The sequence below is a fragment of the Hymenobacter arizonensis genome, assembly GCF_900115775.1.
In the GTDB taxonomy this organism is placed as follows: Bacteria; Bacteroidota; Bacteroidia; order Cytophagales; family Hymenobacteraceae; genus Hymenobacter; species Hymenobacter arizonensis.
This window is the reverse complement of the sequence record NZ_FOXS01000004.1, coordinates 68,017-81,060: the sequence shown is the minus strand read 5'-3', so window position 1 is coordinate 81,060 and position 13,044 is coordinate 68,017. Positions and strand designations below refer to the sequence as shown.

Genomic DNA, 13,044 nt, shown 5'->3' with positions numbered 1-13,044 from the left:
GCAGCGCAGCATCTCGCGTGGGATAGCAACCCAATCGCCTGTCATGCTGAGCTTGCGAAGCATCTTATCACGCCACAACGAGTTGTTCTGAGGTGAGAAGATGCTTCGCAAGCTCAGCATGACAGGTGCTAGGCAAACGAGTCGAGCGAGATGCTTCGGTATGCTCAGCATGACCGTTAGCTATCTTCACTTAGCAATAACCTGAAAGCAAAAGTACCCCGGTCACTTGCGTAGCCAGGGCACTTTCACAAAGTGAAATCAGTAGGCAACTTACGGATTAGTCGACCACATGCCGGCTTCTTTGATGAAGATGCGGCGGTTCAGTTTCAGCTGCGCTATCATGAACTCTGCCAAGTCCTCTGGCTGCATCACCTTCTCGGGGTTGCCGTCAGTCAGCTTGTTATCCAGCGCCAACGGCGTGGCCACGGTGCTGGGCGTGAGGGCCGAAACGCGAATGTTGTGCTTGCGCACCTCTTGCATAAGGGCTTCGCTGAGGCCGAGCACGGCAAACTTTGACGCGCTGTAGGCGCTGGTGCCGGCGGCCGCCCGCTGCCCCGACGTAGATGAGATATTGATAATATCCCCCGTCTGCCGGGATATCATGCCTGGCAGCACGGCGCGGGTGACGTAGTACGTGCCCAGCAAATTCACCTGGATGATGTGCTCCCACTGCTCAGGCTCCATTTCCAGGAACTTGGCGAAGGTGCCTATGCCGGCGTTGTTGATGAGAATGTCGATGTCGCCCAGCTCCTGCTGAATCTGGGCAATGGCGGCCTCAACGGCGCTGCGGTCGGCGATATCCGCCACGGCCGAAGCAGTTTTTACACCGTGTGTAGCGATTTCAGTAGCGAGGGATTCGAGGTCGCTGGCGGTGCGGGCCAGTAGGCCCACGTGCACGCCTTCCTGCGCCAGAGCGAGGGCCACGGCGCGGCCAATGCCTTTGCCAGCCCCGGTCACGAGGGCGATTTTACCTTGGAGAGATTCCATACGGAGGGTCGGGAGAAAATAAATGAGATGGCATAGAACATGCCCCATGCCTAAAGGTTGGTTCTCTTACGTTGCCCGCTCGCTCACGTTTCTGCTGGTGCGCCGCCTTCCCGGCTAGTGCAGCTTCTTGGTGAAGTTGCCGTACATCACCCAGTCTTCCCAGGTTTTGCGGTGGGGCGCCACCTTGCCGCGCAGATACTTCTCAATGAGGAGGCCAGCAGCCGGAGCAGCGCTGGTGCCACCAAAACCGCTGTTTTCGATGAAGACAGCAATGGCAATCTTGGGGTCGTTGGCGGGGGCAAAGGCCGCGAAGGTGGCATGGTCGTAGCCGTGAGGGTTTTGCACGGTGCCGGTTTTGCCCGCCACTGATATGCCAAACTGCGACAACGAAGCCAGATTGCCGGTGCCGCCGTTGCCATCCACCACCTGCATCATGCCGGGAATGATGTACTTAAACAGCGTGGTGTCGATGGCCGTGTAATGGCGCTCGCGAAACTGCGGCAATGGCCCACCATTGCCGATGCTACGCACAAAATGCGGCGTGTAGTACCAGCCCCGGTTGGCGATGGTGGCCAGCACGTTGGCCATTTGCAAGCCCGTAATACCAATCTCGCCCTGACCTATGCTGAGCGAGTACACGGTTTTGTAGTTCCAACGGTGGTGTCCCAGGCGCTTGTCGTAGTAGTCGGGCGAGGGAATAAGCCCGCGCTTTTCCTGAGCCATATCAACGCCCAGTTTCTCGCCGAGGCCGAAGGATTTCACCATCTTCTGCCATTGCCCCAAGCCCAGGCGGGCATCTTCGAAGCGGTTGCGCGACTGCCCGCGCACCACTGCGGCCCGCATTACCTGGTAGAAATAAGGGTTGCAGCTTTGCTTAATGGCCACGCTCACGTTGTTGGGCGGCTCGTGCCGGTGGGTGCAGCGCACCAGCTTCTGGTTGCACTCGAAGGCCGTGTACGGCTTCACCACGCCCAGCTGCAGAGCCACCAGCTCATTCACGAGCTTAAATACCGAGCCCGGCGGGTAGGTGGCCATCAGCGGGCGGTTGAAAAGGGGCCGCTCTTTGTTGTTCAGTAGGGCCATGTAGCGGTTGCCCGAGCCCTTGCCCGTGAGCAGCTGCGGGTCATAGTTTGGCACCGACACAAAAGCCAAAATCTCGCCGGTCTTGGGGTCGATGGCCACAATGGAGCCCCGCCGGCCTGCCAGCAGCTTTTCGCCGTAGGCCTGCAGCTCAGCATCGATGCTCAGGTGCAAGTCCTGCCCGGCCACCGACAACGTATCAAACTCCCCATCCCGAAACTTGCCTTTCTCAATGCCGCGCACGTTCACCATTTTGTACTGCACGCCGCGCCGGCCCATCAGGGTTTCCTCATAATAGGCCTCCAGGCCCGAAATGCCCACGTTTTCGCCGGGACGGTACTTGGCGTATTTCGGCTTCTCCAGGAAGGCCGGCGTAATAGCGCCCACGTAGCCCAGGGCGTGCGCCAGGTTGGGCGTGCGGTAGGCCCGCGCCATACGCGCCTGCACCCGGAAGCCCGGAAAGTCGGCCAGCTGGTCCGATATAATGGCCAGGTCGGGCGTGGTCAGGTTCTGAACCAGCGGAGATGCTTTATTGCGCGAGTATTTCTTAGCCGCCAACAAGCCTGTGCGGAGCTCTTCGATGGGAATCTGCAGCAGCTCACAGAACCGGGCCGAGTCGAGGTCTTTTACCTCGCGGGGTACCACCATCAAGTCGTACACCGGCGTGTTCTGCACCAGAAGCTGGTCTTTTCGGTCGTAAATAAGCCCGCGGTAGGGCGTCTGGACGATGCGCTGCAGCGTGTTCTTGTCGGCCGCCAGCTTATAAGTGCCATCCAGCACCTGCATGAAAAACAGGCGGGTAAGAAAAATAAGAGCAACCACCAAAAAGATGCCTTGCACAACGTACTTACGGCCTTCCAGGTATTGCATTTGTTATTATAATCTGATTATTAATTTTTTAGCTTGATTGTAATTCGTCTGTCATCCTCGTCTGGCGTCCGCCTGCGAAGGACCTTATCACCGTTGCGCTTTTCGTGCTGTGGTAATAAGGTCCTTCGCAAGCTCAGGATGACAGAAGAATTACTGGCGCCCCCGGCGCACCGGGAAGAATAACAGCTGCACTATCAACAGCGCAAGGCTGGTAAAGAGTGCGCTTACCAGGATTTTCCCCATGGTAATGCCGATATTCCGGAAGCTTCCCAGCTCCAGTAGAAAGAACGCCGCGTGGTGCAGCGTGACTAACAGGGTGAGGTACACGCTGAACCACTGCCAGCCCATTTGGTGCACATTCACCGTATCGGCGCTGTCGTAGCCGTCGCGCGGAGTGAGCAGGCGCAGCACCCAGGGCCGCGCAAAGCCCAGCAGCACGGCCGCCGCCGCATGCAGCCCGCCGGTATCGTAGAAGATGTCCATGGCCAGCCCCATGCAAAAGGAAACCAGCAGCTGCACCACAATAGGCGTAGCAATGGGCAGGAACAGCAGAAAGCCCAGGTAAAAGAAACACCACCCCAGGTCGAACAGCACCAGCCGGCTAATCAGCAGCACGTGCACGCCCCCGTAAATGATAAAGCGCAGGGCCTGCACCAGAATAAAGCGTAGGCCACTCATGGGCGGGGCCCTCCTTCCGGCTTAATGCCCGTGCGCGCTTCTATCGTGTCGCGCTCTATTTTGGGCCGACTGGTGACGACGTACACGTAAGTCAGGTTGGCAAAATTGACGGCCAGCCGCACCCGAATAGTCCAGAAGTTCTTGTCGGGCTCCTTCACGAAGGAGTCGATGGTACCAATGAAAACGCCCTCCGGAAACACCGCATTGTAGCCCGACGTCACAATGGTGTCGCCCTTCACCAATTCCGTTTCCCGAAGCACGTTGTCGAGGGCTACGTGGGTGGGGTCGTCGCCCAGCCAGCGGATGGTGCCAAATGTACCGTCGCGCTTGATTTTGGAGGCCACGCTGGTTTTGGAATGCAGCAGGCTGGTAACCGTAGCGTAGTGCTCGCTCACAACTTTCACTCGCCCTACCACGCCGTTGGCGGCCACCACGCCCATGCCCGGGTTCACGCCCTGGGCGCTGCCCACGTTCAATGTAAGATAGTTATCCACATTTCGGAGCATATTGTTGATAACTCGGGCCGGAATAAGTGGATAACTCCGGTCTCGGGCGGCCAAGGGTTGCAAACCGAGCAATAAGGTGTCCGGTTTGGCAGCGGGCCGCTGATAGCGAACTCGCCGCAGCGAGTCGGTGCGGGCTGGGGGCAGCGCCACCGAATCGGCCTCGCGGCGGCTGCTGTCTTCCGGAAACAGCTGCTGGCGCAGGGCTGCGTTTTCAACGGCCAGCTGCTGATTCATTTCGGCCAGTTTAAAATAGTCGGCTATCTGGGTGCGCCGGTCCAGAACTATGCCGGCGTATTTATTAGCCGAATTGAAAAACGCCGCCCGCTGGTACGAGTTATTGGTGACAAATAAATACAGGCTGACTACCTCCAACAAGCCAAACACCAGCGCCCCGCGAAAGCGAAATAGAAACTGAAATAAATTCCGCACGGAGGCTAACTTGTTTGTTTGATTATGTCTGTTAACGGACCGTCATGCTGAGCGCAGCCGAAGCATCTCTACTGCAACACTAATCCAATCGGAGGATTTGGTTGCGTGGTAGAGATGCTTCGGCTGCGCTCAGCATGACAGCCGATGGGTGTTAATTAGGTCAGCAATACGCCTTTAAATGCCTGAATATCTTTAATGGCCTTGCCGGTGCCGCGCACTACGGCGCGCAACGGGTCTTCAGCAATGTGAATCGGCAGCTTGGTTTTGGCGGCCAAGCGTTTGTCCAGCCCACGCAGCAGCGCGCCGCCGCCGGTGAGGTGAATGCCGTTTTCATAAATATCGGCCGACAGCTCGGGCGGCGAAATTTCGAGGGCTTTCAGTACAGCTTCTTCGATTTTAGCCACCGATTTATCGAGGGCAATGGCAATTTCCGAGAACGTGACTTTGATAACCTTTGGGATGCCCGTCATCAGGTCGCGGCCGCGCACTTCGTGGTCGGGCGGCGGCACGTCGAGTTCGGTAAGGGCGGCGCCCACTTCAATTTTGATGCGCTCGGCCGAACGCTCGCCGATGAGCAGGTTGTGCTGGCGGCGCATGTAGTCGAGGATGTCCTGGTTGAAAACGTCGCCGGCGGTTTTGATGGACTGGTCGCACACGATGCCCGAGAGGGCGATAACGGCAATTTCGGTGGTGCCTCCTCCGATGTCGATAATCATCGAGCCCACGGGCTGCTCCACGTCGATGCCGATGCCAATGGCCGCGGCCATGGGCTCCTGAATCATCCAGACTTCTTTGGCGCCGGCGTGCTCGGCGGAGTCACGTACAGCGCGCTTTTCTACTTCGGTGATGCCCGAGGGAATGCAGATGACCATGCGGTGCGAGGGCTGAAACAGCCGCGTGCGCGTGTCAATCATCTTAATCATGCCCTTAATCATTTCCTCGGCGGCGTGGAAATCGGCAATTACCCCGTCCTTCAGCGGGCGGATGGTGCGGATGTTGTCGTGGGTTTTCTCGTGCATCTGCTGGGCTTGGCGGCCCACGGCGATGACTTTATTGGTGGTTCGGTCTTTGGCGATGATGCTCGGCTCATCCACCACGATTTTGTCGTTGTGAATGATGAGCGTATTAGCGGTACCCAAGTCAATGGCTATATCGCTAGTAAGGAAGTTAAAGAAACCCATTGAGTTAGCTGCAATAAGGCGGAACTTAGACCGGGGCCTAAGTGAATTAATGGGCAAAGGTACGGAAGGTTTCGGCGGAGGTTAATTATAACTTCCGGGCCGGCCGGCAGATTGAAGCACGCAACCTTCCCTGGCTCCCTGGCTGCAAGAGCGGGGAACGGAACCCACCTCGTTTTAGTATAAAAAAAGCCCCGACTCGACGGGAGTCAGGGCTTTTTCGCCTAGCAGCTTGGGCGTTAAGAAGTGGCACTGATTACCTCGCTCCCTGCCCCGCCGCGGCCGGCTTAGTGCTTAAAGTGGCGCACGCCGGTGAGAACCATGGCCATGCCCAGCTCGTCGCAGGTCCGGATGCTATCGGCATCTTTAATAGAGCCGCCGGGCTGCACCACGGCGCGGATACCGGCGGCGCCGGCAATCTCCACGCAGTCGGGGAAGGGGAAGAAGGCGTCGGAGGCCATTACGGCGCCGTGCAGGTCGAAGCCGAAGTTGCGGGCCTTCTCAATGGCTTGGCGCAAGGCGTCGACGCGCGAGGTCTGGCCCACGCCGGAGGCCAGCAGTTGGCCGGCGCGGGCCAGCACGATGGTGTTGCTCTTGGTGTGCTTGCAGATTTTGCCAGCAAATTCCAGGGCCGCGGTTTCCTCGTCGGTCGGAGCCGACTGGGTCACGGTGCGGAAATCGTCCGGGCCCTCGCTCTGGCGGTCGGCATCCTGCTCGATGATGCCGTTGAGCAAGGTCTTGACCTGCTTGGCGGGGAACTGCACCGGCTTTTGCAGCAGCAAAATGCGGTTTTTCTTGCTTTGCAGCACCGGCAGGGCATCGGCGGCGAAGCTGGGCGCAATCAGGACTTCAAAAAACAGTTGGTTGAGCTCGGCGGCGGTGGCCGCGTCCACTTCTTTATTTACGATAATAACCCCGCCAAAAGCCGAGGTCGGGTCACAGCTCAGCGCGTTCAGATAAGCGTCGCGCAACGTGGCAGCTTGGGCCACGCCGCAGGCGTTGGTGTGCTTGAGGATGGCGCAGGCGGGCTGGCCTTCGGCAAACTCGGCCATGAGGGCTACGGCGGCGTCCACATCTACCAGGTTGTTGTAGCTGAGCTGCTTGCCGTGGAGCTGGTCGAACAGGGCCGAGAGGTCGCCGTAGAAGGTGCCAGCCTGGTGGGGGTTTTCGCCATAGCGCAGGGGCGTGGCCTGCTGGGCGCTGAGGCGCAGCGTAGTGCCGGCCACGGCCGTGCCCTTGCTGAGGTAGCCAAAGATTTCGGTGTCGTAGTGCGAGGTGGTAGCAAAGGCCGCGGCCGCGTAGTGGCGGCGGTCTTCGAGGTCGGTGGTGCCGTGTTTGGCGGTGAGCAGCTCGGTCACGGCCGCATACTGGTCGCGGCTGCTGACCACGAGCACGTCGCGGTAGTTCTTGGCAGCGGCACGCAGCAGGGAAATCCCACCGATGTCAATTTTCTCGATGACGTCGGCTTCGTCGGCGCCACTGGCTACGGTTTCTTCGAATGGGTAGAGGTCGACGACGACCAGGTCGATGGGGGGAATGCCGTGCTGCTCGGCCTGGGCGAGGTCAGCATCGTCGTGGCGGCGGTGCAGGATGCCACCAAACACTTTGGGGTGCAGCGTTTTTACGCGGCCACCGAACACTTCGGGGAAGCCGGTCAGGTCTTCCACGGCGGTTACCTCGGCACCTTCCTCTTCCAGGAATTTCTGGGTGCCTCCGGTGGAGTACAGCGTTACGCCATGCTGCCGCAGCAGCTGCACAAGGGGGGCTAATCGGTCTTTGTGGTACACGGAAAGCAGCGCGGCGCGAATGGGGCGGGACGACATAAAAAGGGGCGAATAAGCAGGGCACAATTGCCGCCGCGAAGGTACGGCCCCGATGCGGCGAGGGCCTAGCACCCGCATTACCGAATTGTTACCAGCCATGCGCTATGCACAACTATTGCCCAAACTGAACAATAGCCCCCCTCTTACGGTATAGCTTATTCCTCCCCGCCACGTTTCTTAAGTCCATGTCTACTGCTTTCGAATCTCAGCTCAGTGTCGAGCTTTGGCCAGCCACTGCTGAGGCCGTTGTGCCAACCGGCACTCCGGCCGCCTCTGCTGTTCTGAGCACCCCGGGGCAGGCAGAATCGGCGGCGGCTAAAATGGCGCCGCGCCTGTTTGCGCAAGCTGCCGAAACTGATGTAGTGGGGGCTTTTCCCAGCAAGGAATTCGACTGGATGCGGAAAGCTGGTTTGCTCACGGCAACCTTGCCCGCGGCTATGGGCGGAGCCGGACTTCAGGACCCCGCCGCTACCTTGGCGCTATTGCGGGTGTTGCAGCACATTGGGCAGGGGAATTTGGCCGTGGGGCGCATTTACGAGGGCCATCTGAATGCCCTGTTGCTAATACAGCAGCTGGGCACCCCGGCTCAGGTGAAGCGCTACGCTGCCGATGCGCGGGCTGGGCTGCTATTTGGCGTGTGGAACACCGAAGACCCTGCTGAAGGCGTGCGATTGGAAGCCTTGGCCAATGGCCGCTACCGGCTGCGGGGCGCCAAAACTTTTGCCTCGGGGGCGGGCCATTTGCAGCGGCCGCTCATCAGTGGCGCCTTGCCTGACGGGCAAGGTTGGCAATTGTTCGTTTTGCCCACCGACCAGCAGCCTCCCGAGCTGGACCGCTCTTTCTGGCGGCCCCTGGGCATGCGGGCCACCGCCAGCTTTCGAGCCGATTTAACGGACCTGGAAATTGGTTCCGAAGACTTAATTGGTGCTCCTAACTCTTATTACCGTCAGCCGGGCTTTAGCGGCGGCGCTATTCGGTTTGCGGCCGTGCAGCTGGGCGGAGCCGCCGCCGTGTTTGAAGAGACGCACGCTTTCTTGCGGGTCCTGGGCCGCACCGACGACCCCTACCAGCGCCAGCGCCTGGGCGAAATGGCCATTGCCCTGGAAAGTGGCCAGCAGTGGCTGCGCGGGGCCGCCGAGCACGCCGCCCGCCCCGACGCCACGACGCCTGAAGCAGCCGAAGCCACGGTAGCCTACGCCAACATGACCCGCACCGCCATCGAGACCATCTGCCTCACGATGTTGCAGCTGGCTGAGCGCAGCGTAGGGGCCCGCGGCCTGCTGCAGCCCCTTCCCTTCGAGCGCCTGCACCGCGACCTGACGCATTACCTGCGCCAGCCCGCGCCCGATGGCTCGCTGGCCGACGTGGGCCGCTTCGTGCTGGAAGGCAAGAGTTTCGTTAGCTAACTTCAGAACATTACGCTGTTTTGCCTGCCATTGCTCTGCCATCTGATTCTTACCCCGTGCGCCCGGCTAGCTACGTGGCAGCGCTGGGCTCGGTGGTGGTAGTGGCCCCGCACCCCGACGACGAGGCCCTAGGTTGCGGCGGGCTGCTGGCCTTGCTGCGCCGTGCTGGCCAGCCCGTAGCCGCCGTTTTGGTGAGCGACGGCACCATGTCGCACCCCAACTCGGTGCATTTTCCGGCTCTAGCCCGCCAGGCCGTGCGCGAAGCTGAGTTTCGGGAAGCGCTGGCTTTGCTCGGCGTCACTGCCGAACCCCTGCTGCTCGGTTTGCCCGATAGCCGGGTGCCCGCCGCACCGCAGGACCCGGGCTTTGCGGAAGCGGCCGCTCAACTGGCTGCGTTCCTTAAAACCCACCAAGCCACGACGGTACTAGTGCCCTGGCGGCGCGACCCTCACCCCGACCACCGCGCCACCAGCCTGCTGGTGCAGGCCGCATTAGCTGCAATGGCGCACCCACCGCACCGCCTTGAATACGTGGTGTGGGCCTGGGAGCGAGCCGGAGCAGAAGACCTTCCCACGGCAACTGATGGCGTGCGCGGCTTCCGCCTCGATGTCGGCGAAGCTATTGCGGCTAAGCAGCAGGCCATTGCCGCCCACCGCTCGCAGGTGGCACCCGGCGTTTTCACCGACGACCCCGACGGCTTTTTACTATCGGCTCAGATGCTGGCGCATTTCGCGGGTCCGTACGAAGTCTACTTTGAAGTGCTTGATTCATGAATAAGAACCAGCCTAACACGCTACCGCCCGAATACTTCGACCACGTGTATCAGGCCAACCGCGACCCCTGGAATTTTGAAACCAGTCCGTACGAGCAAGCCAAATACGCGGCTACCGTGGCGGCGCTGCCCCATCCGCAATACGTCGAAGCGTTTGAGGTGGGCTGCTCGTTAGGCGTGCTCACGGCCAAGTTGGCGCCGCGCTGTGGACACCTATTGGCCGTTGACGTGAGCGAGGCGGCCCTGGCCCAAGCACGCCAGCGTTGCGCAGACTTTCCACAGGTGGATTTGCAGCTGCTGCGGGTGCCGGATGAGTTCCCCAGCCAGGAGTTCGACCTTATTGTGGTTTCGGAGGTGGGATATTATTGGTCGGAGGGCGACCTGGCTCGGGCCGCCCAGCTGCTAATAGGCGCGTTGCGGCCAGGCGGCCAACTGCTCTTGGTGCACTGGACGCCAACTGTGCACGACTATCCGCTGACCGGAGATTATGTGCACGAGCACTTTCTAGCCCAAGTTGGAGACAATGGCCCGTTGCGCCACTTGGTTGGCCAGCGGCAGGAAACCTACCGGCTCGACTTGCTGGAAAGGGTTGAGAAACCCTAAGTCACTCGCATTCATTGAACGATGTAGAGACGCGACACTTGGCGTCTCTACATCGTTCAGACATACTGTATCGGAAACAGGGCTCGCACCTTAAGCCACAGAGCTTTGCTGATATCCGTCCTCTCAGTACGTTGTCATCATTGAGATAAGTAGCTTTGTTGCCTTGGCACTTTGGGTTGCAGGTGTGGCAATAGCTGCTACTACCAGCCCTCGCTAGCGCTATTATCCAACTGACTACTTTCTATGCGTTTCCTTCTTCTTGCGGCCCTGCCGCTGGCTTTGCCCGTGGCCTTACGTGCTCAGGCTCCGACTGCCGGAAAGCCTGCCCCGGCTTCGCTTACCGTTGAAAAAATCATGCGCGACCCGGCGCAGTGGGTCGGGGCCTCGCCTTCGAACGTGTATTGGGGCGAAGACGGCAAACGCATCTATTTCAGCTGGAACCCGGAGAAGGCGCGGCGCGACTCGCTCTACTCGATAGCGCCCAGCGGGGGCCAGGCGCGCAAAGTGAGCCTGCGAGAGCAGCAGGCGCTGCCGACCAGCCGCGGGCAGTACGACCGGCGCTACACACGCAAGGTGTATGAGAAGGACGGTGACATTTACCTGCTCGACCTGAAAACCCAGAAAGCCCGCCGCGTAACCAACACAGCCGAGCGCGAAACTGAGCCTGATTTTGCCCTACTAGACCGCGTGGTGAGCTACACCCGCAACGGCAACCTCTTCACCTGGGACCCTGCCACCGGCGAAACCACCCAGCGCACCGACTTGCGCCGCGGCCCCCGCCCCGCAGGTACCGACCTGAGCCCGGCCGAGAAATTCCTGAAAGCCGAGCAAATGGCGCTGTTCGAAGTGCTCCGGCAGCGCGACCAGGACGTGAAAGCCCGCGAGAAGCTGCAGAAAACCTTGGCCCAGCTGCGCCCCAAAGCCATTTACCTAGGCGCCAAAACCGTAGAAAACCTGCAGCTCAGCCCCGACGGCCGGTTTGTAACCTACTCGCTGGTGACGCCGGCCGATAAGGCGAAGCTCGCCATTGTGCCCAGCTTTGTGACAGCGTCGGGCTTCACGGAAGACATTTCGACCCGCACCAAAGTGGGCTCCAACCAAACGGCCTATGAAATGGGGCTGTACGACATCGGCCGCGACACCACGTTTGTGCTGGGCTACAAAGAGCTCAAAGGACTGGACGAGCTGCCGGCGTACCGCAAAGAATACCAGCTGCAAGCCAAAGCCCCGCAGCCAGCGGATACCACTAAGGCCAAACAAACCAAAAAGCCCACGGAAACCCGCCGGGTGATTCCTTTCCGGCCCGTGTGGTCGGACAATGGCCAGCGGGCTTTCCTGGTGATGCGCGCCGCCGACAACAAAGACCGGTGGATAGTATCGCTGGACCCCGCCACCCAAAAAATCAGCCTGCTCGACCGCCAGCGCGACGAGGCCTGGATTAGCGGGCCCGGCATTGGCAACGGCGCTGGCAACGTGGGCTGGCTGGCCGACAACCGCCGGGTGTGGTTTCAGAGCGAGGAATCGGGCTACTCGCACCTGTACACCGTGGACGTGAGCACGGGTCAGAAAAAGGCCCTCACCAGCGGCAAGTTTGAGGTGCAGCAGGCCCAGCTCAGCCAGGACAAGAAAACCTGGTACCTCATCACCAACAAGACCAACCCGGGCGAGCAGCAGTTTTTCCGGATGCCCGTAGAAGGCGGTGCCCTCACGCAAATCACGACCAAGCCCGGCGCCAGCGAGGTTACGCTTTCGCCCGATGAAAAGACCTTGGCCGTGCGCTACAGCTACGCCAACAAGCCCTGGGAATTGTATGTGATGCCCAACAAGCCCGGCGCTACCATGCGCCAGCTCACGCACTCTACCACTGCGGAGTTCGAGGCATACCCCTGGCGCGACCCAGAGGTAATTACCATCAAAGCCCAGGATGGGGTCGACGTGTACGCCCGGCTCTACCGCCCAGCCAACCCGCAGGCGCAGGGGCCGGCTGTTATTTTCGTGCACGGCGCGGGCTACTTGCAAAATGCCCACAAGTGGTGGAGCCAGTACTCGCGCGAGTACATGTTTCACAACTTGCTGGTTGACCGCGGCTACACGGTGCTCGACATTGACTACCGCGGCTCCTCGGGCTACGGGCGCGACGTGCGCACCGGCATCTACCGCTTCATGGGCGGCAAAGACCTCTCCGACCACGTAGACGGTGCCAAGCTCCTGACCGAGAAATACGGCGTCAGCCCCCAGCGCATTGGCATTTATGGCGGTAGCTACGGTGGCTTTATCACTCTCATGGCCATGTTTACTCAGCCGGAGGTGTTCAAAGCCGGGGCCGCGCTCCGCTCGGTGACCGACTGGGCCCACTACAACCACGGCTACACCGATAACATCCTGAACGAGCCCTACCAGGACAGCATTGCTTATGCTCGCTCTTCGCCCATCAACTACGCGGCCGGGCTCAAGGGTGCCCTGCTCATGTGCCATGGCATGGTCGATACCAACGTGCACTTCCAGGACATTGTGCGGCTGTCGCAGCGCCTCATCGAGCTTCACAAAGAAAACTGGGAGCTGGCCGTGTACCCCGTCGAAGACCACGGCTTCGTCGAGCCCAGCTCCTGGACCGACGAGTACAAGCGCATTCTGAAGCTGTTCGAAACCAACCTGAACCCGGGCGCCTCGCCGCCCACTGGCCTCAAAACAGAGAAGTAAGCCGGAGCAGCC

The 13,044-nt window shown here is 60.2% G+C and carries 10 protein-coding genes; 4 read left to right on the top strand and 6 right to left on the bottom strand.

Going from position 1 to position 13,044, the window contains the following annotated elements; genetic code table 11:
* Positions 1-270: 270 nt before the first annotated feature.
* The 6 genes from BMZ66_RS14800 to purH form a co-directional block, all read right to left on the bottom strand.
* Entirely contained in the window at positions 271-987 is a 717-nt protein-coding gene (locus BMZ66_RS14800) for a 3-ketoacyl-ACP reductase (RefSeq protein WP_092675100.1), read from the bottom strand.
* Positions 988-1,101: 114 nt separating this feature from the next.
* Positions 1,102-2,937 carry a penicillin-binding protein 2 gene (mrdA, locus tag BMZ66_RS14795; RefSeq protein WP_092675097.1) on the bottom strand — a complete coding sequence of 612 codons (1,836 nt, stop codon included), beginning with the start codon at positions 2,935-2,937 and terminating at the stop codon, positions 1,102-1,104.
* Between the two features lie 150 nt (positions 2,938-3,087).
* On the bottom strand, positions 3,088-3,615 hold the full coding sequence (locus BMZ66_RS14790; RefSeq protein WP_092675094.1) for a hypothetical protein: 528 nt from the start codon (positions 3,613-3,615) through the stop codon (positions 3,088-3,090).
* The gene (gene mreC, locus BMZ66_RS14785; protein ID WP_092675090.1) at positions 3,612-4,550 is read right to left on the bottom strand and encodes a rod shape-determining protein MreC; all 939 of its coding nucleotides are present in this window, start codon (positions 4,548-4,550) and stop codon (positions 3,612-3,614) included. The genes BMZ66_RS14790 and mreC overlap by 4 nt, the downstream gene beginning before the upstream one ends.
* Positions 4,551-4,705: 155 nt before the next feature.
* Positions 4,706-5,731 (bottom strand): rod shape-determining protein, encoded by a 1,026-nt coding sequence (locus BMZ66_RS14780; protein ID WP_046244199.1) that lies wholly within the window; start codon positions 5,729-5,731, stop codon positions 4,706-4,708.
* 284 nt (positions 5,732-6,015) lie between these two features.
* On the bottom strand, positions 6,016-7,551 hold the full coding sequence (gene purH, locus BMZ66_RS14775; RefSeq protein WP_092675087.1) for a bifunctional phosphoribosylaminoimidazolecarboxamide formyltransferase/IMP cyclohydrolase: 1,536 nt from the start codon (positions 7,549-7,551) through the stop codon (positions 6,016-6,018).
* A gap of 185 nt (positions 7,552-7,736) precedes the next feature.
* Between purH and BMZ66_RS14770 the strand changes: the two genes are divergently transcribed.
* The 4 genes from BMZ66_RS14770 (at position 7,737) to BMZ66_RS14755 (ending at position 13,032) form a co-directional block, all read left to right on the top strand.
* Positions 7,737-8,957 (top strand): acyl-CoA dehydrogenase family protein, encoded by a 1,221-nt coding sequence (locus BMZ66_RS14770; RefSeq protein ID WP_092675084.1) that lies wholly within the window; start codon positions 7,737-7,739, stop codon positions 8,955-8,957.
* 20 nt (positions 8,958-8,977) lie between these two features.
* The gene (locus BMZ66_RS14765; protein WP_234795108.1) at positions 8,978-9,730 is read left to right on the top strand and encodes a PIG-L deacetylase family protein; all 753 of its coding nucleotides are present in this window, start codon (positions 8,978-8,980) and stop codon (positions 9,728-9,730) included.
* Positions 9,727-10,332 (top strand): class I SAM-dependent DNA methyltransferase, encoded by a 606-nt coding sequence (locus tag BMZ66_RS14760; RefSeq protein ID WP_092675080.1) that lies wholly within the window; start codon positions 9,727-9,729, stop codon positions 10,330-10,332. Before BMZ66_RS14765 ends, BMZ66_RS14760 begins: the two co-directional genes overlap by 4 nt.
* A 243-nt stretch (positions 10,333-10,575) precedes the next feature.
* Positions 10,576-13,032, top strand: a complete 2,457-nt coding sequence (locus tag BMZ66_RS14755; protein WP_092675077.1) for a S9 family peptidase — start codon at positions 10,576-10,578, stop codon at positions 13,030-13,032.
* Positions 13,033-13,044: the final 12 nt, after the last annotated feature.